The organism is Mycolicibacterium chlorophenolicum (assembly GCF_001044235.1).
Taxonomy (GTDB): domain Bacteria; phylum Actinomycetota; class Actinomycetes; order Mycobacteriales; family Mycobacteriaceae; genus Mycobacterium; species Mycobacterium chlorophenolicum.
In genome coordinates this window covers 1-23,162 of sequence record NZ_JYNL01000064.1, presented here as the reverse complement: position 1 = coordinate 23,162, position 23,162 = coordinate 1, and the positions used below count along the sequence as shown (strand labels likewise).

19 protein-coding genes are annotated in these 23,162 nt (G+C 63.2%); 10 read left to right on the top strand and 9 right to left on the bottom strand.

Features of this window, described 5'->3' with window-relative positions; all coding sequences use genetic code 11:
* Positions 1-18: 18 nt before the first annotated feature.
* From MCHLDSM_RS22355 to MCHLDSM_RS22345, 3 genes are read right to left on the bottom strand one after another with little or no spacing between them, the layout of a single operon-like run.
* On the bottom strand, positions 19-1,158 hold the full coding sequence (locus tag MCHLDSM_RS22355) for a DUF4350 domain-containing protein (protein ID WP_048472070.1): 1,140 nt from the start codon (positions 1,156-1,158) through the stop codon (positions 19-21).
* A complete protein-coding gene (locus MCHLDSM_RS22350; RefSeq protein WP_048472069.1) occupies positions 1,155-1,805 on the bottom strand; it encodes a DUF4129 domain-containing protein in 651 nt (216 codons plus the stop codon). Before MCHLDSM_RS22350 ends, MCHLDSM_RS22355 begins: the two co-directional genes overlap by 4 nt.
* Position 1,806: 1 nt before the next feature.
* Positions 1,807-3,027: a DUF7847 domain-containing protein gene (locus MCHLDSM_RS22345; protein ID WP_174545712.1), complete on the bottom strand. Its 1,221-nt coding sequence runs from the start codon at positions 3,025-3,027 to the stop codon at positions 1,807-1,809.
* Between the two features lie 91 nt (positions 3,028-3,118).
* Between MCHLDSM_RS22345 and MCHLDSM_RS22340 the strand changes: the two genes are divergently transcribed.
* Together MCHLDSM_RS22340 and MCHLDSM_RS40135 are read left to right on the top strand one after the other, a co-directional pair.
* Positions 3,119-4,105 (top strand): LLM class F420-dependent oxidoreductase, encoded by a 987-nt coding sequence (locus tag MCHLDSM_RS22340; RefSeq protein ID WP_048472068.1) that lies wholly within the window; start codon positions 3,119-3,121, stop codon positions 4,103-4,105.
* Between the two features lie 10 nt (positions 4,106-4,115).
* Positions 4,116-4,244, top strand: a complete 129-nt coding sequence (locus tag MCHLDSM_RS40135) for a hypothetical protein (protein WP_268781954.1) — start codon at positions 4,116-4,118, stop codon at positions 4,242-4,244.
* Positions 4,245-4,249: 5 nt separating this feature from the next.
* On the opposite strand, the gene MCHLDSM_RS22335 is transcribed toward MCHLDSM_RS40135, so the two are convergent.
* The gene (locus MCHLDSM_RS22335) at positions 4,250-4,966 is read right to left on the bottom strand and encodes a TetR/AcrR family transcriptional regulator C-terminal domain-containing protein (protein ID WP_048472067.1); all 717 of its coding nucleotides are present in this window, start codon (positions 4,964-4,966) and stop codon (positions 4,250-4,252) included.
* A gap of 79 nt (positions 4,967-5,045) precedes the next feature.
* On the opposite strand from MCHLDSM_RS22335, the gene MCHLDSM_RS22330 reads away from it, so the two are divergent.
* Positions 5,046-5,423, top strand: a complete 378-nt coding sequence (locus MCHLDSM_RS22330) for a VOC family protein (RefSeq protein ID WP_048472066.1) — start codon at positions 5,046-5,048, stop codon at positions 5,421-5,423.
* 441 nt (positions 5,424-5,864) lie between these two features.
* Here the strand turns inward: MCHLDSM_RS22330 and MCHLDSM_RS22325 are convergent, their stop codons facing one another.
* The gene (locus MCHLDSM_RS22325) at positions 5,865-7,034 is read right to left on the bottom strand and encodes a hypothetical protein (RefSeq protein WP_048472065.1); all 1,170 of its coding nucleotides are present in this window, start codon (positions 7,032-7,034) and stop codon (positions 5,865-5,867) included.
* A gap of 273 nt (positions 7,035-7,307) precedes the next feature.
* On the opposite strand from MCHLDSM_RS22325, the gene MCHLDSM_RS37830 reads away from it, so the two are divergent.
* The 6 genes from MCHLDSM_RS37830 (at position 7,308) to MCHLDSM_RS22295 (ending at position 16,437) form a co-directional block, all read left to right on the top strand.
* Positions 7,308-8,651: an ApeA N-terminal domain 1-containing protein gene (locus tag MCHLDSM_RS37830; protein WP_131722680.1), complete on the top strand. Its 1,344-nt coding sequence runs from the start codon at positions 7,308-7,310 to the stop codon at positions 8,649-8,651.
* 411 nt (positions 8,652-9,062) lie between these two features.
* Positions 9,063-11,000, top strand: coding sequence for a type I restriction-modification system subunit M (locus MCHLDSM_RS22320; protein ID WP_048472064.1), 1,938 nt, complete (start codon positions 9,063-9,065; stop codon positions 10,998-11,000).
* On the top strand, positions 10,997-12,220 hold the full coding sequence (locus MCHLDSM_RS39730; protein ID WP_234714165.1) for a restriction endonuclease subunit S: 1,224 nt from the start codon (positions 10,997-10,999) through the stop codon (positions 12,218-12,220). Before MCHLDSM_RS22320 ends, MCHLDSM_RS39730 begins: the two co-directional genes overlap by 4 nt.
* Complete coding sequence (locus MCHLDSM_RS22305; protein WP_048472063.1) at positions 12,220-15,699, top strand: type I restriction endonuclease subunit R; 3,480 nt, start codon at positions 12,220-12,222, stop codon at positions 15,697-15,699. The genes MCHLDSM_RS39730 and MCHLDSM_RS22305 overlap by 1 nt, the downstream gene beginning before the upstream one ends.
* Positions 15,692-16,204, top strand: coding sequence for a hypothetical protein (locus MCHLDSM_RS22300; RefSeq protein ID WP_048472062.1), 513 nt, complete (start codon positions 15,692-15,694; stop codon positions 16,202-16,204). The genes MCHLDSM_RS22305 and MCHLDSM_RS22300 overlap by 8 nt, the downstream gene beginning before the upstream one ends.
* Positions 16,205-16,221: 17 nt before the next feature.
* Positions 16,222-16,437 carry a type II toxin-antitoxin system RelB family anti-toxin gene (locus tag MCHLDSM_RS22295; protein ID WP_234714164.1) on the top strand — a complete coding sequence of 72 codons (216 nt, stop codon included), beginning with the start codon at positions 16,222-16,224 and terminating at the stop codon, positions 16,435-16,437.
* Positions 16,438-16,770: 333 nt separating this feature from the next.
* On the opposite strand, the gene MCHLDSM_RS37825 is transcribed toward MCHLDSM_RS22295, so the two are convergent.
* Positions 16,771-17,199, bottom strand: a complete 429-nt coding sequence (locus MCHLDSM_RS37825; RefSeq protein WP_131722679.1) for a hypothetical protein — start codon at positions 17,197-17,199, stop codon at positions 16,771-16,773.
* A 95-nt stretch (positions 17,200-17,294) separates the two neighbouring features.
* On the bottom strand, positions 17,295-18,041 hold the full coding sequence (locus MCHLDSM_RS37820; protein WP_131722678.1) for a hypothetical protein: 747 nt from the start codon (positions 18,039-18,041) through the stop codon (positions 17,295-17,297).
* Between the two features lie 380 nt (positions 18,042-18,421).
* Between MCHLDSM_RS37820 and MCHLDSM_RS22290 the strand changes: the two genes are divergently transcribed.
* A complete protein-coding gene (locus MCHLDSM_RS22290) occupies positions 18,422-20,500 on the top strand; it encodes a GmrSD restriction endonuclease domain-containing protein (RefSeq protein WP_053083061.1) in 2,079 nt (692 codons plus the stop codon).
* Between the two features lie 326 nt (positions 20,501-20,826).
* On the opposite strand, the gene MCHLDSM_RS22285 is transcribed toward MCHLDSM_RS22290, so the two are convergent.
* On the bottom strand, positions 20,827-21,309 hold the full coding sequence (locus MCHLDSM_RS22285) for a hypothetical protein (RefSeq protein WP_048472060.1): 483 nt from the start codon (positions 21,307-21,309) through the stop codon (positions 20,827-20,829).
* 137 nt (positions 21,310-21,446) lie between these two features.
* On the bottom strand, positions 21,447-23,162 hold a 1,716-nt coding region (locus tag MCHLDSM_RS22280; RefSeq protein WP_109788915.1), incomplete at its 5' end, for an alpha/beta hydrolase.

Genomic DNA, 23,162 nt, shown 5'->3' with positions numbered 1-23,162 from the left:
CGTGGGTGCTGGGCTGTGTCACGACTGTGCGACCTGCCTTTCGATGTCGTCGAGCGCACGGGCGAGGTCCACCAGCTCGGTGTCACTCGCCGGTGGCTGCCCGTAGAGGATATGGGCGACGGTCTGCGGGTCGAGGCCGCACCGCTGGGCGACGGCCGCGACGACCGCCGGCGGGGCGGCGTCGCCGCGCACCCCCAGCCGCGGAGCAAGACGCTGCCGGGCCGACGAGCGAAGCGCCTCGGCGGCCCGGTCCCGCGCGCGACGGGACCGGTACAGCCGTCCGCGGCCCTCCACGGTCTCCGATGCCCGGACCACCACCGGCAGCGGTTCGGCCACCAGCGGCCCGACCCGGCGACCCCGCCACAGCGCCAGCAGCGCCACCGCCACCACGAGCTGGATCACCAGCCACGTCACCTGATCGGGAATCAGGTCGGTGATGGTGGCGTCGCCGACGGACCCGGCGCCCTCGCTGTGCTGCGGGGCGTACCAGATCACGGTGGGCCGGCTGCCCGCGAGGTTCATCGCCAGCGCGGCGTTGCCTTCCTCGAGCAGCCCCGAGTTCGTCATGAAACCCGAGCCGCCCACCACGGTGACGGTGCGGCCCGCGTCGTCGTAGCGGGCCAGCACGCCGCGGTAGCACCGGGTCACCGGCGTCGCGCCGGCGGCCTCGTACGTGTCGGCCGCGTCGAACTGCACCGCCCCGGCCCGTTCGGCCTCCCTCAGATCGCATTCGGCCGCGAGACCGCCGAATTCGGTCGAGCCACTGCTGCGAAGCGCCGGGGCGAGCGCCTCGCGGGTCTTGCCGACCGGCTCGACGATGAGGCGGTCCCCGGGCAGGGCCGCGAGCCGGGCCAGTTGCTCGTCGTCGTAGAGCCAGAACGTCTGGGCCGCGACCACGAGGGTGTCGGGACGGGCGGTGCGCGCGACGTCGCCGACGGTGTCGGCCACGACGACGTCGATCCCGTTGTCGCGCAACAGGGTGATCAGGGCGCGGGCGCCGTCGGGGGAGGTCGAGCCCGCATCGAGATGACCGCCCGGGCGCGGCGCCGTCAGCCAGGTGCTCACGGCGGCGACCGCGATGACGGCGGCCAGGCCCAGCAGCACCCAACGCCAGGTGCGCCACCGCTGGCCGACGGTGGGACCGAGCGCGGTGCTCATCGGAGTGCGGCCCAATCCTGTTGTGCCCGGACGGCATCGGGATCCGAGGGGGCGGCCCGGTGAGTGGCCACGTCGTCGTCCAACGCGACGATCATCCGGTACTGGGCCTCGTGGCCGGGCAGTTCACCGTAGGTGACGTCGTTGAAAGCCTCTGCTGCGGAGCCGAATCGGCCGGCCAGGTCGGGCAGCACCCGGCCGGCGTCGCGAGCCAGTTCGGTGGCCGTGCGGCCCGGCGCGGCGGCCAGGGTGCCGTTCTCCTCGAGGTGGCGCGCGACGGCACGCAGCCGGTGCCGGATGGCCGACGCCCAGGCGGCGGCCGCGGCGTCGCGCTCGGCGGCCGCCCGGTGTTCGGCGGCGCTGAGTTCACGGTCGTCGAACAGGAGATCGGCACCGGATCGACTGCTGCGCATGGCCCGTCGCGCGATGCGCACGGCCACCAGGACGGCGACGGCGAGCAGCGCCAGAAGGATCGCCACGGTGAACCAGCCGCCGGGCACCGACGCTGCGCCGGCGGTGATCCGGTACAGCAGTCGTTCGATCCAGGTGAGGATCTGGTCGGTCAGCGACTCCCTCGGGTAGATCGCCTTGGACAGTTCGCGCCGGGCGGCGTCCCGCGCGGCGTCGCGGTCGATGTCGATCGGCACCACGTCAGCGCTGGCCGGTCAGCCACAGGTCGTCGGTGGTCTGCGGCGCCACCGCCGTCTGCGCCGCGCCGGTCTGCAGCACCAGGTCGAACGCCTCGGCGCGGATACGGCGATCCGTGTACTGCAGCACCACGATTCCGGCGCTGAACGGCCCGGTGATGATCTGGCCGATGGCCCCGCCGACCGCGATGATGACCAACGCGATCATCGCGGCGGTCACGGTGGTTCCGGTGGTGAGCAGGATCTGACCGCCGAAGCTGAACGGGATCGCGACGGCGCCGGCGACGAGCTGGGCCACCAGCACCGCGAGCAGTCGGATGCCGAGCACCCGCCAGAAGTCGTGGCGCACCAGGGTGAACGAGCGTCGGATCGAAGAGATGATGTCGCGGCGCTCCAGCACGATCGCCACCGGCGTGAACGACAGCATCGTGCCGAGATAGACCAGTGCCGCGATCAGCGCGAGCACCAGCGGAGCGCCGATCGCGAACGCGGCCCAGCCGTTGGTGGCCACCGCCACCACGGCGATGATCGCCGCGACGACGATGATCAACAGGATCGCGCCGAGGGCTTCGAGCACCGTGAATCCGAGCAGCGCCCACAGCCGCGGCTTCAACCGCCGCCACGCCTCGCCGATCGTGATGCCCGCGCCGAAGATCGAGCGCCCGATCACCACGGTCAGCAGTCCGCTGAGCAGGATCGTCGACAGCGCGGTGGCGATGCCGGCCGCGAAGCTCGACACCATCGACGCAAGACCCGCACCGGTCTCGAACACCGTGGCGCCGGGGGCCGCGCCGTCCACCGCCTGAGAGATGTCACCGCTGAACGCCAACGGCCACAACGACAGGATCAGCGCGAGCAGCTGTGCGGCGACCACCACGATCGTCGTCAGGCCGAGCGTGGCCTTGGGATTGCTCCGCATGTACGCGAACGCCCCGTTGAACATGTCCGAGAGGGTGAGGGGCCGCAGCGGGACGATACCGGGTCGCAGCACCGGCGGCTGATAGCCGGGCGGCGGGCCGTACCCCGGCGGTGGCCCGTACCCCGGTGGGGGACCGTAGCCGGGCGGGGGACCGTAGCCGGGTGGAGGACCGTAGCCGGGAGGAGGTCCGTACCCCGGCGGGGGACCGTAGGCGTAGCCCGGGGGCGGATACCCGGGATAGCCCGGCGGCGGCATGCCTGGGGGTGGAGTCCCCGCCGGGCCGTATCCGCCGGCGCTGTAGGTCATGATCACCATCTTGTCGATCGCCGTCCCGATCGGCAACGTCACCTGCGCGCGCACCCCGTTTCGGCGACGCCGTCACGGGTACTCCGGCCGCATGACCCGTTTCGGCTACACCCTGATGACCGAGCAGAGCGGCCCGAAAGACCTTGTCCGCTATGCAGTTTCGGCGGAGCAGGCGGGCTTCGACTTCGAAGTCTCCAGTGACCACTACTTCCCGTGGCTGGCCTCGCAGGGCCACGCTCCGTACGCGTGGTCGGTGCTCGGCGCCGTCGCGCACGCCACCGAACGTGTCGAGTTGATGACGTATGTCACCTGCCCGACGATCCGGTACCACCCGGCCGTCGTCGCGCAGAAGGCGGCCACACTGCAGATCCTGGCCGACGGCCGGTTCACCCTCGGGGTGGGCACCGGCGAGAACCTCAACGAGCACGTCGTCGGCAAGGGCTGGCCCACCGTGGCGCGCCGCTTGGAGATGCTGCGCGAGGCGATCCAGATCATCCGCGAGCTGCACACCGGTGAGCTCGTCGACTGGAAGGGCGAGCACTTCGAGGTCGACTCGGCGCGGATCTGGGACGTGCCCGAGGTGCCGGTCCCGATTGCGGCGGCCGTGTCCGGCGACCGTTCGGTGGAGGCGTTCGCGCCGCTGGCCGACCATCTGATCGCCGTCGAGCCGAAGAAGGACCTGGTCGACGCCTGGCACGACGCGCGCCGCGCCACCGGCCTGCCCGGCGACGCGCGCGTCATCGGGCAGATCCCGATCTGCTGGGACCGTGACCGCGACGCAGCGGTCGAACGGGCCCACGACCAGTTCCGCTGGTTCGCCGGCGGGTGGGCGGTCAACGCCGACCTGCCGACCACGATGGGCTTCGACGGCGCGACGCAGTTCGTCCGGCCCGAGGACACCGCGGAGTCGATTCCGTGCGGGCCGGACCTCGACGCCATCGTCGAGGCGGTGAGCGAGTACTGGAAGGCCGGGTTCACCGACATCGCGCTGGTCCAGGTCGGCGGCGACGCCCAGGACGCATTCTTCGCCGAGGCAGCAGAGCCGCTGCTCGACAAACTCCGCAGTGCCGCACAGTGAGGACGTGCCGATGACGCGAGGTAGTGGCATCTACGACGACGAGGACGGGTCGACCGCCGACAAGGCGCAGGACACCGAGAAGGATCCCGACCGCGACACCCCCGACGTCGACAAGGACGGTGGCGAGCCCACCGCCTGAGAAGGTCAGGGCGCCTGCAGCGCGTCGATGCCGAGCAGGATCGCCCGCAGCCCGAACTCGTAATGGGCGTCGGCGTCGTGGGCGGCCGAATGCGCCTGTCCCGCAGCGGTTCCGATGCGCGACGCCAGCGGGTAGCGCTCGGTCACCCCGAGCGCGGCGAGCTTGGCGCCTTCGCGCTGCCACCACTGCTCCGGTGATTCCTCCCGGCGTTCACGGCGCGCATGGGCCCGCGCCCGCGCGCACGACCGGACGAAGTCCAGCACCAGGGTCAGCGCGGCGTCCTTGTCGGTGTCGGAGAGTCGCAGCGCCTCGACCGCGGCGAGCTCGCGGTCGTACTTGGCGAGCGTGCCCGGGCCGAGCACGCTGCGCTCCGACTCGATGTCCGCCATCCACGGGTGCTCGTCGAACAGTCGCGCGTTGTCGTCGGCGACGGATCGGAGCCGGGCCTCCCAGTCGCCGGACGGTTCGCGGTGAGTCATGTCAGCCCGGCACTGGTCCACCATGAGTTCGAGGAGCTGCTCGCGACCGTCGATGTACGAGTACACCGACATCACCGGCGCGCCCAGCGCATGCGCCACGTCACGCAGCGTGAAGGACAGGCCGGTACGGTCGGCGACGGCGATGGCCGCGGCGACGACGGCGTCGACCGTGTACCGGGGTGGCCTGCCGCGGCGGGGTGCGGCGGGCAGGTCCCGGCGCCACAGCAGCTCGATGGTGTCCATGCCCCTCCGCCAGACCGGTTGCATTTCCGTGCAGTGTACGGATACTGGTTCTCGTACGGAATACGAGAAAGAGGTGTCCATGAAGGTGACCGGCACGGCGATCTCCCTCAACGTCGCCGACCCCAGCGCGTCAGCCGACTTCCTGACCCGGCACGTCGGCCACACGGTCGCGATGCAGGCGGACGGGTTCGTGTCGTTGAGCCACCCCGACGGTGGACCCAACGTGATCTTCCTGCGCACGGGCCTGGCGACGTTCCGGCCCGCACATCGGGCGGGCAGCGCGGGCGACGGTCTGCTGCTGGTGTTCGTCGTCGAGGACGTCGACGCCGTGTACGAGAAGCTCCGTGCCGCAGGGGTACCCGTCGCCACCGCGCCGGAGACCGAGCCGTGGGGTGAGCGGTACTGCCAGTTCGAGGATCCGAACGGCATCATCGTGCAGTTCGTCACCTGGGTGTGACGACCCGCGCAGCAGCAAGAAGGCCCTGACCGGGGAACCGGATCAGGGCCTCTCACTGACGATCACACGAGTCGGGGTGGCGGGATTCGAACCCACGACCTCTTCGTCCCGAACCACGGCACCTGGGAGTTTGAATGACGTGGTTATGTTGGCTTGCGCTGTCGTGGCAGGTAAGCGGTGTTTGTCGTGTTGATTGATGTCGAAGTGTCAATGGACCACTGCGGACTCCCTGCGGACTGGGTAGTTCGTGCTGGATCTTGAGTCACGCGCGTCGCATGTCGCCCATGTGCTGCAGGGTCTCGTCGGCCTTGAATAGTGCCGCCGAAAAGCGTCACGACGCCGTCAGAGAGCTTCCTCAGCCTGGCAGCAATGAGGTCGACGTCATGTGGGGTGACGTCATGTCGCATTCATACTCGATTAAGCTTGTCTACAACAGACCTTCTAGTGCCCCTGCTGAAATCCCTTGGGCACGATCGGCAAATAGGCCGTTGGACTAGTCGACGGTACATGAACGTCCTGGGGCCTAACCGGAAGCTCAACCTTGCGTACGTTGTTCTTCTTCACACTGTCCCTCAGGTGAAACTCGGCCGGAATGTGATAGATCGACATCTGGTGTTCGGTGCCATCAACGTCGCCGTCCACTTTTGTCTTGATGAGTTCGTGCGTCATACGATGCATGAGATTCTCGGCCTGGCATATGGGCGCGTAGATCGCCACCTCCACTGTTGCCTTGCTGATGCAGTAGACCTTGCCCGGCACCCCCATGTACCGGCGCCGCGCGACGTCCCAAAGTGAGTCCAGCGCGTAAGTGATGACAGTGGTCACGGCCAGATCACGCTCTGGATTTGAGTCAGCGAGGCTCAGGAACCATTGGCCGTCCTCCTTGGCCGCCGTGGGGCTTAGCTTCTTGTGCAGGTAACCGTGGACGAAGCCGTCGAGCATCGAAAATTCCTTGCCGTTGCCTCCCATCCACTTCATCTTGGCGTCCGTGTCGATTGCAGTCAGCCCGTGCTTCACCGCGTTATACAAGAAGGAGTCACCGAGGAAACGGTTCGCGCAGTCGGTGAGCAAGAGCTGAAGTGCGTCGACGGTTTCGTTGAATTTGCCTTTGCCCATCTTGATCCCGGCGTCATCCGGGTCGCTGCCGCCCAAAAAGACTGCAGCTATCTCGTCCCGGCTGAAGCCACCTTTCAAGGCAGCGTCGACCTGCTTCTTGAACTTGGCGAAGTCAGTCGACGTGGACATTCCCAGCCACGGGCACTCCGGAAAATCGACATGTGCGAAGAACAATCGGAGAAGAGCTTCCGACGCATGATGAACGATCGTGACCGCTTCCATCCGCACGAATTGGTAGCGCTGCTGAGGATGCGGAACTGACGTGCCCTGGAAACAAATCGAATCTCCGACAGGACGGTCTGATCCGTATGCGGGAGCAAGGGCTTCATCTTTGCAAGCCATTAGTGCCAGGCTCTCGACTCGCATCTTGATGAACTCTGAGGGATCTGCACTGTAGAAGACCGCATTCAGTTCCGGGAACTGGCGTTCATCCAGCACTCGGCCCTGGGCGTCAGGCTCCTCCCACGCCTTCTTCGAACCAACGTTCTCTGTCATAATTTGCCAGCTTATGCGCGCCCTCCGACAAACTTCGCGGCATTTTCTCTGACGGTTTCCATCTTTCACTTCCACGGCTCAAACCCTCCCGCATCCGCTGATAGACGATGTCCGTCGTGTGATCCATGATTGATTTGACGCAGCTGCCGCGTAATCGGTTCCCTTGACTTGCGCCGTGTAGTAGATCTTGATTGGTGCGGAGCTACAGATCGGCCAGGTCGCAGGGGGAACGTCTAGGTGGACAAATTAATAGCCGACTCACTCGCTGGGACAGTGGGTTATGTCTGGCCATTTTTCGAAGAGACCGGAGGAGACGAGCGTGCGTTCGCCGCGCATTTGGTTAAGTCTGGCGACCGAATTGAGGTGTCGGTTCCTGGCCCTCTTCCAATCGGGGGTGGCCTAGGTGCATTGCAGAAACAACAGCACATACCTGACTGTCTGCTGGCGGTCACGACCATTCACAGCACGCTGGTCTTCGACATCAGTGATGTCAGCGAGAGCGTGAATATCGGCGGCATAATAGCTTCCAGCCGCACATACCTATGTAAGGCGCTCGCGGTAGGTTTCAGGGGCGATGAACTCAAATCATCGCGAATGTACGAGATGACGGCTTATATTCCTGGACTCCAACATTGGTCCTCCATCACTGGGTCCGAATCTGAGGCGGAACACGACCAATACAATCGGCCCACAGTCATCACCACCAGGATCCAAGCAGCGCCGGAACAGACTGCCCAGTTATCGAAGTCCCACAAGCTCTCTGTGTCGACGCATTTCGAAGTGACCGGCCCCGCCGATGATCAACGTGCCTACACGCCGCTGTCGATCGCATCTATCACGAACTCACCCGTGGACTGGCGTACCCACATTAATGTGCTCATATCGGTCCAGAATCTAATCAACTTATGTTGGGACGGCTTTGTTCGCGCCGACGGCGGCTATGTGCGCCTTGATATTTCACGACCGAACGAAACTTCCAACGCGAAGTTCTGGTCTGAGCGGCTCATGGAGATGCCGCTAGCAGTCGGGTCTCCCCCTAGGAGCACCTCTTTTCCGTTGGTCCGCTATGAGACCCTTGGCGGTGTCGATGGCCTGAAGCGGTGGGTGAAGCTTGCAGATCGACACCCGCGGGCGGTCGGGCCGCTTACGTCTCGCCACCGAGTCGCACGATCGGTAGTTGTTGAGAGTGTCTTGCAGGACATCTGCGTCGCCATTGAATACTGGGTCAACTACCACAAGAGTGACAAACTGGCGTGGGCTAAGCCCAGGAACGACAGAGACAACCAGGCAGAAAGGCTCGCGAGGCATATCGGAAGTGAGTTCACCGCATTCGTCGGCGACCCACAAAAGTGGGCGCGTGCACTCTGGAAGCACTACGGCGACCTAAAGCACAAGCCGAAGATTAGGTACGACCCGGAAGAGCTTCATCTGCTCACCGAAAGCGCCAGAGTCTTGCTCACATGCGCACTTCTGAACCGGGTGGCGGGCACCAAGGCACCGACACGATCGCTATGTAGCGCTACCCAAACCCACAGATTGGGATATCGAGTCCGCGAGTTGATTACCGGCAGTGCGTATCCCGCGACACCGAGAGATGACTCCGTATTCACCTCCTGATCGCAATAGCCGAGAAGATTCCATTAAGGATGGTTGACTCACCTGCGCTGGAGCCCCAAAAACGCGCCCGCCCATTCGCACTTGCCTCGCTACCGCATCCTGACAGTAAAGCGCCGCCGTGGCCCGACGGCTAAGACGAGTCGGGAAAATCTCCCTCGCGACCCTCGCCAGGAATGTTGGGACGTCCACGAAGAGGACTGACCAGAACGATGCCGGCTACCTTCACAGCTGCTTTGCCGGCAGTAAGTGAACATGTGAGTCAGGATCGCTCGTTCTTGGTAGTTCGGGGAGCCTCCAAGGGGTTAGTCGCACGGCGACATGCGGCAACGCTGTTTCTTCGATTCTCCCCGCTCCGATGTAACGTTTCCGATACATATCGACGTACGACCGGAAGCGATCGGGGGCAACGCATTGGCTGAGGCAGCAAACAGTACGACTGCACGCATCGTGTGGGACACGGCTGACAAGTACTTGCGCAACATCGTTGACGAGGAGGACTACGGGGACTACATCCTCCCTTTCACCGTGCTTCGCCGGCTGGAGTGCATGCTTGCGGACACCAAGGAGGAAGTGACCGCGTTCGTCGCCACGCTCGCCGGGATGCCGCCGCACCTGATCGACATCGCGGTGAAGGACAGGTTCGGGCTGAGCTTCTACAACGTGTCGCCGCTCGACCTCGCGACGATCGCGTCGGTCGACGACAACGTGCACAAGTCCCTGCAGAGCTACATCGACGGTTTCTCGAACAACATCGCCGACATCTGGACCTCCTTCGACTTCAACCGCCGCGCGAAGGTTCTCGCCGATGCCAACCGCCTCCTGCCCGTGGTCAAGCACTTCTCAAAGCTCGACTTGTCCCCGGGCAAGCTCGCCAACACCGCCATGGGCGATGTCTTCGAGGACGTGATGTACCGGGCCTTCAACAAGAAAGGGAAGGCCGCAGGTAACTTCTACACCCCGCGCGATGCGATTAAGCTCATGGTCGACATCCTGATCACTAACGATGACGACGGCCTCGCGGGTGAGAGTGCTCTGCGCTCCATCTACGACCCGACCGCCGGCTCCGGCGGCATGCTGCTCGTCGCGCAGGACGCGCTTAAGCGGATGAACGAGAAAATCGACGTCACGCTCTACGGGCAGGAGCTCATGCCGTCGGCGTTTGCTCTCGGCAAAGCCGACCTGTTGATCCAGGGTGGCCGGCCGGACGCGATCAAGCAGGGCAATACCCTCGTTGAGGATCTGTACGGGGAGCAGACCTTCGACTACGTGCTCTCCAACCCTCCGTTCGGCAAAGACTGGGAGGCAGACGAGAAGGCGGTCAAGGAACAGGCAAAAGTACACGGGTCGCGCTTCAGTCACGGCCTTCCGGGCACCTCTGACGGACAGATGTTGTTCTTGGCCCACTGCGCGTCCAAGCTCAGCCCGGCGGCGAAGAACGGGCAGGGCGGACGAGCAGCGGTGGTTTCGAACCAGTCTCCGCTGTTCAACAGCGACAACGGGCCCAACTCGATCCGCCAATGGCTTCTCGAGGAAGACCTGATCGATGCGATCATCGCGTTGCCCACGAGCATGTTCTACGGCACCGGAATCGCGACATACGTCTGGATCCTCGACACAAACAAGGATCTCGGCCGCAGGGGCAAGATCCAGCTCATCGATGGCTCCGGCCAGTGGGACTCGCTACGGAAACCCATGGGCGAGAAACGCCGCGAAATGGGGAAGAAACACCGAAACAAGCTGATGGAGGCATACAAGGCGTTCGATCGGGCTGACCCCGCGATCTCTCGTGTGATGACTCCTGAGGACTTCATGTTCCGGGACGTGCCTGTGTACAGGCAAGCGCGTTTCGCGACGCACTTCAGTGACGAAGTTGTCGATTCGCTGCGCACCCGCCGCGACTTCACCGAGAATCACGTCGGGATCCTGCGCACACTTGATGGCACCCCCTGGAATGACCTTCCGAAGGCGTTCCCGGAGGCCGCGAAATTGGCCGGATTGAAGGCCCCGGTTGGTTTGGTTGACGCCGTGATGAAGGCGATGGCCGTGGAGGATGACTCTGCACCCCTGGCAGTCGATCGGAAGTGCAAACCCGTGATCGTCCCGGGGTGGAAGATCATCGAGCGCGTGCCTCTGAGCGAGGACCTGGATGAGCACATGGAGCGAGAGGTGTTGCCTTATGCGCCCGGTGCTCAATGGGATGAGACCAAGGCGAAGCACGGCACGGACATCCCGTTCACTCGGATCTTCTACGTGCCTGAAGAGCCCCGACCGCTCTCGGAGATCGACTCCGACGTAGAGAAGATCATGTCTGAGCTAGGGGACATGTTCCGAATTGTGAGTGCGAAGTGAACGCTTTCGCTCCGGTCTGGAAGTTCGCGGTAGTCGGTCCTGCAACCCCCGAGTTCAAATCCCTGACTGAGGGCATCGACGTCACCTTTATGCCGCTTGAGGCGATTTGGCCCGGTGCCAACTGCGATTACAGCCGTACATTGCCTTGGTCGCCGAACCTGAGCTACACGCAGTTCCGGCGGGGAGACATCCTCGTGCCGAAGATCACGCCGACCTTTGAGGCTGGACGCACGATCATCGCTGAGATCCCATCCGTTGTCGGCCTTGCCTCCACTGAGGTTCACGTCGTCAGGGCAAACGAGGACACCGACCCCAGATTTCTGCAGTACACCTTTCAGAGCCAGCCGTTCCTTGATGAGGGCGCCCATTCGCTACAAGGCGTGGGCAACCTCCGTCGAATAACTCCGCGGTTCGTGCACGAGTACAAAGTGCTTGATGTGGCGCGCGATGACCAGGCCCGCATCGGTGAGTACCTGGACAGGGAAACAACCGAGATCGAAGAGATCATCGGTCGGCTCGATGATCTGGCAAGTACGTTGCGGCACCGCGAATCCGTTGTTCGTACAGGCGTGGTGTGCGGCCTTTCCGCGAGCCATCATGAAAACCCGGCGTCCAGTCACTCGCCTCTGTCAGGCATTCCTGAACACTGGGGGCGAACCAAGTTCGGATACGACTTCACCGAGAGCACCGAGCGGAACGGCGATAACCCGCCAGGGCCTCTCCTGTCTATCTCCGAGTACCGCGGTGTGGAGCTGAACACCCGGACCGAGGGCCAACAGGCGTCGCTCGACGTATCGAAGTACCGCGTCGTGCGGCCCGGGCAGCTCGCAGCCAACATGATGTGGCTCAACCACGGCGGGATCGGCGTGTCCTCGCTCACCGGCTACATCAGCCCCGACTACAAGGCGTTCTGGATCTCGGACCGCTTTGAACCCCGCTACGTGCACCACCTCTTCCGAAGTTCGCGGTACATCGACTACTTCGCCGCCATCGCGACTGGCGTCCGACCGAACGCACAACGGGTGACCAAGACCGTGCTGGACGCGACCCCGGTCCCGCTTCCGCCCCTCGACGAGCAAATCCGAATTGCGGATCAGCTGGACGAAGCGGCGGCCCGCGTCAATGTCATGCTCGCGAAGGTCGCCGACCTCAAAGCACTTCTCCTGGAGCGCCGCGCCGCACTGATCACCGATGTCGTCACTGGCCGGAAAGTCGCCTGATGGGCGATGCGCAGCTGATGGAGTCGGAGTTCGAGCGCAACCTATGCGCCGAGCTCTCGGAGCGCGGATGGCTGTACGAGCACGAGGGCAGGCCGATGGGTTGGGACATCGGCCTGGCGATGGTCCCCGCCGACGTACTGTACTGGCTCGCAAGCCAGTACCCGGACGAGTACGAGAAAGCCGTACCCGCAGACCTTGCCGACGAACCCAAGACCGCAGCTGAGCGGAAACTGCTGCAGCACATAACCAAAGAGCTCGCTAAGCAGACGAAGATGGACACCACCACGGGCCACCCCGTGGGCGGTCTGCTAGGTGTACTGCGGAAAGGCTTCAGCTACGCCCAGGTCGGTCGCCCCGCCGCGAAGTTCGGGCCGATGATGGAGTTCCCGCCTGCCAACCCCAACCTCACCGAGGTGGTAGAGGCTGCCGACGCAGTGCGGCTGCGCGTCCTGCGCCAGGTGCGATTCGACACCGCAACCAACGAGACGATCGATGTGGTACTCACGGCCAACGGCCTCCCCGTAGTGACGATGGAGCTGAAGACCGACAACACCCAGACGGTCAACCATGCGATCCGCCAGTACAAGGAGGACCGCCGGCCCGGGAAGAACCGGGCATTGCTCGCGCCCGGCCGCGCCTTAGTGCACTTCGCGGTGTCGAACGACCTCGTCTACATGACGACGAAACTGGAGGGCGAGAACACAGTGTTCTTGCCCTTCAACCAGGGCAACGAAGGCCATGAGGGCAACCCGCCATCCGGTACCGGGTCGTCGACGAACTACCTGTGGCGCGAGATCCTCGCCCGCCCGACGTTCATGCGCATCCTGAAGGACTTCGCGCTGTTCGAGCCGAACAAGTCAGGAAAGAAAGACGGACGGCTGGTGTTCCCGCGCTTCCACCAGCTGCGCGCGGTCGAGAGGGTAGTTGGTGACATCGAGGCGAACGGGCCGGGCAAGCGCTACTTAATCTGGCACTCGGCCGGCTCCGGCAAGACTAAGACGATCGCGTGGCTAAGTCACCGGCTGATCCGGCACATGGGTTCGGACTCGAAGTCGACGTTCGACTCGGTCATCGTGGTCACCGACCGCAACGTGCTCGACGAGAACGTCCGGCACGACATGAACCTGGTGCAGTCCAGCAAGGGCCTAGTCGTCAACGTCGGGGAGAAGTCGGGGGCGAAGTCGCCCCAGCTGAAGAGGGCACTCCTCGAGGGTGACCACATCATCACTTGCACCCTCCAAACGTTCCCCGAAGTCATGGAGTTGATCGAGGACACGAATGAGCTGCGCGGCCGACGCTGGGCGGTAGTCGCAGACGAGGCGCATTCCTCCCAATCAGGTTCGGCAGCCAAGAAGCTGAAGGAGCTGCTGGTCGACGTCGATCTCGACCCGGAACAAGAGGAAACCAGCGCCGACGACCTGCTCCTGGCGAAGGACTCTGCGATCGCCGCATCCAGCAACATCACCTTCGTGGCGCTCACTGCTACCCCGAAGGCGAAGACTCTGCGGCTGTTCGGCACCGAGCGCGACGGCCGCTGGGAGGCCTTCGACACGTACACGATGGCGCAGGCGATCGAGGAGGGCTTTATCCTCGACGTGCTCACTAACTACTCCACGTACGACATGTTCCTACGGGTAAAGAACGCGGTGGAGGACGAGCGACAGATTCGCGTCAACACCGGCGAGGCGGTCACCAACATCGTCCGGTTCGCCCGGCTGCATCCGACCGCGATCGCGCAGAAGGTCCGTGTCGTCATCGAGCACTTCCGACGGAACGTGATGGGCATGCTCGGCGGTGAGGCAAGGGCAATGGTCGTCACCAGCTCACGCATCGAAGCGCTGAGTTGGTCGAAGAAAATGAACGCCTACCTCGACGAGCAGGGTTACACCGACATGAAGACTCTGGTCGCCTTCTCCGGTTCACTAACCGACGACGATACCGGCGAGTCGGTCACCGAGGTCTCGCTTAACAACCGCAGCGACGTCGCCCGCGCGTTCCGTGAGGAAGACGAAAACCGGGTACTCATCGTCGCCAACAAATTTCAGACCGGCTTCGACGAGCCGCGGCTCATGGCGATGTACGTCGACAAGAAACTCACCGGTGTCGCCACCGTCCAGACACTTTCACGGCTCAACCGCACCTACCCGGGCAAGACCGCACCGATGGTCGTGGACTTCCGGAACTCGCCGGCAAGCATTCAGAACGACTTCAAGCTCTACTATTCCGACGCCCACATCGAGGGAGACGTCGACCCCAACGCGTTGTACACGATCGGTGAACGCCTCGACACCTCCGACATGTACTCGCATGAGGAAATGGACGCCGTCGCCGACGCCTTTCTCGCCGAGTCCGGTGGGGAGGCAATCGCCGACGTCCTCGGGCCGATCAAGAACCGCTGGAACGGTCAGATGCGGCAGGCGGTGCTCAGCAAGGACAAAGCGAAGCGCGACGAACTCGGGCAGTTTCGCGCTGACGTCATCAGCTACCGCAATGCCTGGCAGTTCCTCAGCCAAATCGTCGATTACCAGGATCCTGAGCTGCACCGTCGCGCAATTCTGGCGACGCTGCTTGCGCGCAACCTTCACGCCGACGGTGAAGACTACGACGACAGCTACTTGGAGGGTGTCCAGCTTTCGGGCGTGAAGCTCGTCCCCGCGGCGATTGGCGAGGACCACTCGCTGAGTGAAGGCAGCAGTGAAGGCATCAAACTGCCCAGCTTCGACGGAAAGCACAAGGGCGGCGCCGGGACACCGCAGCGGGGGCCGCTCGACGAGGCCATCGACAAGGTGAACGAGATGTTCCGGGCCAAGGGTGTCGATGTGAGCCCGGAGAGCGTGTCCGGGTTCATTACGACGTTCTGGGGTTTCCTCGACGCGAACGAGGAGGCCGTGGCGATGGCGAAAAACAACACCGTCGCGCAGCTCAAGGCGTCTGAGGGATTCAGCGGTGCTGTCGGTCTCGCGGTGTTAAAGACGGTCAGCGAGGCGCAGGAGATCCAGTCGTACATGACGGATCCTGCGTTCCTTCAGGCAATCACCGATATCGCCGCGGACACTATCCACACGCAGTACCGCAGACCTCTCGATGTTCTGGACCATCCTGACCAGGCCGAGGACGCGCAGTCTGCACGGATGGCTCTCGGCGCGCTGGCTTCCCTTGAGGAGGGCTGGGTCGACGGTGATACAGGGGAGGGTATTTCCACAGAGGTGATCAGTCGAGGTGCGCAAGTCATCGACGTGATGGAGGATCTTGGCAACGTCACGGGCTCCGTTTTCCCGACCGAGCAGGGCGGTGTGCGCTTCTACTGGCCGCTCGCCGAGAATCAGCTGACGATCGAAGTCGAGCCCTCGGGGGCGCTCTACATCCACACCGCCGACGTGGCAGCGGGAACTTTCCAAGACGAAGCGGTGCCCAAGGACGCTGATCTGACGCAGCGACTCGTGACGTGGTTGGTCGAGGAGGGCGGCGACCATGGGTGACGACGCAACTGCGCTCAAACGTGTACGGATGGACGCCGGTGACACCGAGCTTCTGCGCACGATCAACAACGCCTGGTGCAACGCCGCCGGTGTCGTCGATCCGGCGGCGTTCAACCTCAGCCCCGCCGACAGGAAGGACTTCAATCGCCTGTCCATCGCACGCGGTGACGCGACAAGTCCCGAACAGGCGTACGCGGACCGTGCCGCATGTATTAAGGCTCGGTGCGACGCCAACGGAAGAAAGTACAAGGCCCCGGCCGGCGTCCTGGCGGTGACCGTGGACGAGGTCGAGTCCGCAGAGATCAAGTCATCTGAAGGTGGCCGAGCTCCGCTGACGGTGTGGGACGACTCGATGAATGACAGTCGCTCCGACTACCACGGGCACATCGACTTCAACGAGGTGCCTGCCGATGACAGAGGCTCGTGTCTGCTCGCCGCGAAGGCCATGCTTGCGAAGGCGCAGGCTCGAGGCTGGAAGTTTCGCCCCGTGGAGCCTCCGGAGTAGCGATGACGGATCCAGCCGTGAGCCTCGCGTCTGTCGGCGACGCAGTCCGGGACGCGCGTCGTGAACGCGGGTGGTCTCAGACCCGCCTGGGCGAGCTGGCCGGGGTCTCCCGGCCGACGATCGCGCGCATCGAGCGCGGCGACGACGTCTCGGTTGCGACCCTCGCGAAGGTGACGGCCGCAGTAGGGCTCGCTGTGAGGATCGAGGCGGTACAGGAATCTTTCGGTGCTTAGATCGGTGGTGGCTCGGCGCAGTGTTTCGGCAGCGGTCGGGTGGTTAGAGAGAATTGCCGGCGCGATTGAAGACAACGAAGCGGTGCAGCAGATCGCCAAGCCTGTAGGGGCGGTCTCCTTGCGGATCTCACCCATGCTTTCGCGCAGGACGGCCGAAGGTTGAACGACTGTCGCCTGCACTTGGCCCGGTGATTCGGATTCCGTTGATCGGGCATTTCCCGCTCGCGAAGATTCAGCTCCGCATTCCTCTTGCTACCGCTGAGGTTCCTCGGAATGACGCCGAGTTCCGTAAGAGCGCGGAACGCGGCATCGTTGACGCCGAATTTTCCTGCATCACAGAGTGTTTGGGTCCTGTGCGGAGCGCTTCGGCGTTCCGGCCGAATTGATTGCAGTTCTCAGTGCAACGAAGACAAGTAAAACATCGTAAAGCGGAGCAACCAGTAGTGCGCTTGCAGCCCCTTTTGCTCCCCACCCGTTCGCAAAAAGACCGCAAAATACTAGTCCGACTGCGCTGACCAACAACGTTACAACTGTGCTTAGCAGTGCATTGGTAAGGCGACGCCCGTGATTTAGGCGCATTTGTTCAATGCCGGGGCCGTTGGCGGCTGCCACGAATACAACCGCCGTCGCCGCAAAACCGGCAAGTACGCCGAGGACACCCGCCATGGCGAACATCGTCGGCGCGACCTGATCCTGAAGCTCGATCCACACGTAAGGCTCGACGATCTTGTAAGCCGCGAATCCCACGCCGGCCAAGGCCAAACGCCCTCCTAGCGACCGCAGCATGATTGGGAACCTGCCCCCGCCCGCGTCGTCATTCGCCGTTACCTCCGTCTTGCTGGAAGGGTATAGGGGGCCTACGACAACCCGATGGCAGCGAGAATTTCAGCTTCCAAGTCTCTGTATGCGGAGCGTGTTTCCCGGAAAACTGATGTTTGATCGAGCGATCGACCATCCGTAACTGGTATTTCCACCTCACGTGCCAGCCGATGGTGCAGGATATCGATCGGCTCAACTGCTTCTCCGTAAGCGCGTCGAACGTTCGCCTGAGCTTTTTCGAGGTCCACACCTGCCGTGTGCAGTCCGACTAGATCCCGCGCTAGTCGGTGAGCTGACTCCCTGCTGGATTCGCCAGGTCGACCGCGTCCAGCGGTAATTTTCACTTCGATCCGAACGCCGTGGCCATACTGTCGACCCTCCGTTAGAAAACCCCCAAGGACTGTTCCGCTTGTTGCAGGAACGTTCTCGGGCTTCAATGCGAAGGTCACCGACGTCACCTCGCGTGCCTCGGCGATCGTTAAGTACTTCTCCCGATCAACGACAGGCACGGCGTGCCAGAGTGCGGACTGACCTGCGAAGCGGGGCGGAGTGACTGTGTTAAGCCATGTCGCTACGGCGACATGAGAGGGCGCGGAAATGGTCGACAAGACGATCCCCACAACATTGTTTGGGAAGAAGGAAACGAAGGCTTCCTCAACGGGTTCGTGGTCGGCGTCCACGGGAAGGTCGCTGCGGGCCGAAGTCAGCAAATTTCGTTGACGAGGCGTGACCGTCCGTCCCACTGCAATGGCGGTCGCGGGTTCGTTGCCCTCGATGAGCGGCAATCCCTCGAGTGTGACCCCGTTGTACTCACACTCATGCGCGCCGACTCGACCGCAGTTGCTGGTTGTTTGAAGGTTACGAAGGATCTGCGACCAGCGTTGTCCGGGCGCCTGGGTGTCGTCAGGTAGCAGTCGGAGCTCGAAAAATCGCACCTTGCACGTCTTGGCCGTCGGACTGGTCAACGTAGGTCCCCCAAATATTCACGCATTTGCAGCCACTATCCAAACACGCCGACGCAGCTACGAACGTAAAGGCGGCACGAAGTCGCCGGTGAGTATTGCAGGCAGGCGCCTGGCAGTCGAACATTGCGGCAGAGGGGCCGTCCTCGACTAGTTGCTCTCGCTCGGATCGTTAGGGCAAAGCAGCAGCTATCCTCCGGTAGATGCGTGCCAAGGAGGGGACCTTCCGCGATCTGATGACGCAGGACCGCCAGTTTCAGGTGCCGCTGTACCAGCGGCACTATCGGTGGAAGACAGGTCAGCAGGAAGATCTGTGGCAAGACATCGCCGAGCAATACCGAGCGCTCGCGGACGGGAGCGCGATCCCGAAGCACTTCATCGGCAGCATCGTGGCGGTTGAGAAGGACGCCGACCCGCTGCACGACTTCCGCGAGTTTCGCGTCGTCGACGGTCAGCAGCGTCTCACGACGTTATCCGTCGCGCTCGCAGCATTGCGGGATGTCGCGGCGCTCGACGATCCTGATCAGTTCGACCGGCTGAACAAGAAGTACCTGATCAATGACACGGAGCCGAAGGGTTCAGCTAAATGGGCGCGTCTGGTACCGGGCGACGAGGATGCTGCTCCCTACTGGACGGTGCTGACCGATCCACTCAACGTGTCCGGACACAGCGCGATAGTGAACGCCTATCGATTCTTCCACCGGAAGATCAGCGCGCTCCGCGAAGCCGGCGAGCTGGCCCCAGAACGGCTGGCGACGACGATCGGCGACCGATTGGCGCTGGTCTTCGTGACTGTTTCCGAAGGCGAGCGACCCCACAAGATCTTTGAGTCCATCAACGCTACGGGAGTAGGACTGACCCAATCCGACCTGCTCCGAAACTACCTGTTCATGGCGCTGGGGCCGCGCTCGAACACCGTCTATACGCAGCACTGGCGTCCGCTCGAAAAGGCACTCGGGGTGGAGGGCCTGGAGGGGCTTGTTCGCGACGACCTCCAGTCGACGGGGGAGTTCATCAAACAAGGCGATGTCTACCGAGCGGCACGAGGTCGCCTAGAACCGTCGGCAGCTGATCTCGATTTCCTCGAAGATCACGTTAAGCGGCTCGCGCGGCGAGGCGCCTACTACTCCCTCTTCTTGCAACCTGCAGACCCGAGTTCCACGGCATCTGATCTGGGACTCAGCAAGAAGGCGCTGAGGCACCTGGCATTCTTGCGTAGCTGGGGCGCCGGCACGACCTATCCGTTGCTGCTGCACATCTACTCCGAAAAGGATGCAGGCCGCGTCGCCAGTGGGCAGGCCGAGTCGTGCCTCGAAGCTATCGAGTCCTTCATCGTCAGGCGCTACGTCGTCGACGTGCCGACGAACGTCTTGAACCGGCTCTTCATTGCTGTAATCGGGAATCTTCCCCCGGGTGAGCCGATTGACGTGGCGTTGCGTCGGGAGCTGTCACGGGACAAACGGTGGCCCGACGACGATCGTGTTCGGGATGGCATCGCCACCGTGCATTACTACTCGAATGGGCGACCCCATCAGCAGCGGTTGGTTCTTCAGCGCCTAGAGTCGCATCTGCGGGCTGAGGTTGATCTTGACTTTGACTCGGCCAAGCTGTCGATCGAACACGTGATGCCGCAGACCCTTAGCGACGGGTGGAAGAAGCAGTTGACGGATGCGGGGCACGATCCGCGCGAAGTCTTCGAGAGACTTGGCCACACGCTGGGGAACCTGACGTTGACGGCGTGGAACTCGAAGCTCTCGAACCAGCTGTTTGAGCGCAAGCAGGAGATTCTGCAAGATTCGGACCTCAAGCTGAACGAGCAACTCGCCGCAGCTACCCAGTGGGGAGTCGACGAGATTCAGAAGCGTTCGCAGGTGCTCGCCGATGCCGCGATCGAATTGTGGTCCGCCCCTGTGCCGGGAGTTGTGACCGCGCGCTCTGGGTTCGATTGGACACGCGTCGATGAAGCGGTTTCGGCGCTGCCGGCCGGGTCGTGGACGTCCTACGGCGACCTGGCTGAACTAGCCGGAACGGCGGCACAGCCGACCGCTAATCACATCGCCCACGACCCGGCAGTAACGAACGCGTACCGCGTTCTCAGCAGCGACGGGTCCATAAGCTTCAAATTTCAATGGCATGACCCGGCGGACATCCGCGATCCGATGGAGATACTGATCGGCGAGGGCATCGAGTTCGATGACAACGACAAGGCCTCACAGGCGCAACGTCTAGGCCCTCCTGAGCTCGAAGCCCTCCTCGACAATGTGCCGGGCGAGGTGCAATGACCTGTCGCTGCTGCCAGTTTGCTGATCCGAGCGTCGAGATAGGACGGGCAATCGTCAACCGCAACCCTCGCGCAGTGGGTTCAGCTAAGGAACGCTCCTCCGAGCGTAGCAGTTCTGACGGGCAGTATTGCGCAGATTTGTTGCAAGGTCTGCAGGTAAGTGCAAATTTGGTGTCCGCCGCTTCAGCGGTCTCGCTCGTGGTCAAGACCTGCGCCCGATTTCTCCCTCGCAACCCTCGCGAGGCACGCTGCTTACTCCGGCTGGACGACTGAGCAGCAACGAATTGAGGATGCTCTACATTGCCGGTAATCGAGCGCTGAGGCGGATCAAGGGGTTTGGCTAATCACCGGAATCTTGCGAACGCCGTTGTCACGTCGGCTCTCGGGAAAACACGGCGAGGAGGCGATCAGCGATGGTGGCTGGGTCGGATCCGGACGTGCGCTGATCTGAAGCACGTATCCGTCTGGCGCGTAACCGAATCGGTTCGGCTTATCGAACCCGTCCCGCTCAAGCACCTGCCAACCCCAGCTCTTCCAGAGTGCGCCTGTCTGATCAATGAGCCCGGCGAAGTCCGTTCCCTCCGGCGGTTCGACGTCGCGCCAGTCGGTCACCCTGACCGGCGGGTCGTCTCCGCTGGGGTTGTCTTCACAGAAGGAGGTGCCGTCTCCGACGATGTAGCGGGTTCCGTCCAACGTGCTCCCCGTGGGCATGGCGTTGACTGTGTCGGACAAATAGCGATTGATCGTGTCCTGCGCTTGTCGCTGACTCTCCGGGACGACGGGCGACGGGACGATAGGTGTTGGTTCCATTGGCCCTCCAGGTATTTCAGTGGCACCTGTCGGTACCGGCGGACCGAGTGATTCAGGCTCGGACGTCGAACATGCAGCAACCAGGAGCGTTGCCACAGTAGCGATCGTGATGACTCGAATCATGCGGTCCTGTCCAGTCATGGTGTGAACGTGGGTGGGGTGACATCGGTCCTGCCGGCAATAATGCGCCCCATGTTGAGGAGCGCGGGATTGCCGGGAGACCAATAGCTGCTGTGGGCGTCGATCGTTGGCGTGCCGAAAGGCCCGGCCGCCCCGGGCGCCGCCTCGAACGGAATCGCGCCGAAGCCCTGACCCATTGGATCTGGACCGAGTGTTGCGTAGGTGGCAATGCCAATGAGGTCGTTCTCGGCGCGTGACGCGAAGACGTTCGCATCGGGGGCCAGGCTGAGGTCGCTCGCATGGTCCGCGAGCACACCGGGACTACCGACGGCCACAACATTATTGGCATCAAGGTGACCGTCCAGTCCAGCTGCACCCACCAGGGTTGAACCGTAACTGTGACCGATCACTGTGTTGACGGACGGGCCAGCGGCCAAGTCATGTGAGGCGCGCATCCCGGCTTGGAAGTCGTCCAGCGCCGCGGCGCCGTCATGCGCAAAGCTAGGCGACGGGGCATCGGTGAGGATGCTCATTGGGCGGTCGTAGCCCATCCAGGTCGTCATCGAAACATCTCCAACCTTGAGGTTGCGGTCGGCTTCGAGCGTTGCCTGCAGCATTGCTTCCGATTTCGACGCGCTGTATTCAAGTCGGCTCAGGTCTTGTCCGGTACCGGGAACAAACGTGCCGTTCCTGATGGCCGTGTCAGGGTTGTTGATCGACACCGCGGCGTGGCCCTGGTCATCAATGACGCCAAGGTAGCGCTGCAAACCATCAGGTGATTCCAGCGCCCGCTGTACCTGCTCGTATCCCTGTCGCGTCTTGTTTGCGTTGTCCCACTGTGCTTTCCACTCCTGGAAGCCTGGCGGGCTGGGGTTGGGCGTGTCAGGTCGACCATCGGTCCACCCGGGATGTTCTTTGGCTAAGCGGTCCAGCTCGGCTTGATTGGCGGCCTGCAGCTCGCTGAGGTGCATCCGGTTGTAATGGTCTTTGTCCTCGAAGGGCATGCCGGGATGGTTGCCGATGGCGTGGTCCTGCTCGTACAGCCAATCCCTTTGTTCTTGGCTCAGGTTTTCCCAGGCGTCGTGGAACTGTTGCGGATCCTCGGGCGGATCAGTCAGCATGTCCTGCACTGCGGGGTCGTTCGAGTGTGGCCCCTCTGGGATCAGCTCTGCACCTGTCGCCATGGCGATTGCGCTGGCGAGTTCCTGGTCGACGCGTGCGGCCTCGGCCAGAATTGCCGTCACGCGCGCTTGTAGCTCCTGTCGTGTCGCCTCGGCAGCCAATGCCTCGACCATGTTGGCTTCCAGTGCCGGGCCGAGCAAGACCTGGTTGCTGATTGGATCGATCTCGAAGCCGGCGCTGGTGGCGTCGGCTCGCAGTTGCGTCAGGCGGGATTTGACCGCCTCGACGTCGTCGGCAGCTTTGCGGGCCGCCTGAGCGACGGCGAGTGCTTCGTTGCCGTGCGCGTCGAGATCCTTGCGGACCTGACCGATCGATTCTTTGGCTGCCTCAGATGCCTCACCGCCCCACGTTCCGAAAGCCGGTAGCTCAGCGATGCCGTCCGCGGCCTCGAAGGCCGCTTCAGCACGACTGCGAGTGGCGTGGAAGACCTCCCGGACGTCACCGGCATCCCAGCGGTTGGCGGTGACAGTCTGATTCGGGACCAGTGTGACGGTCTGATTCGGGACCCACCCGGGCTTCGGCGTGGCGTCGTGACGGCTTGATCTGGACCC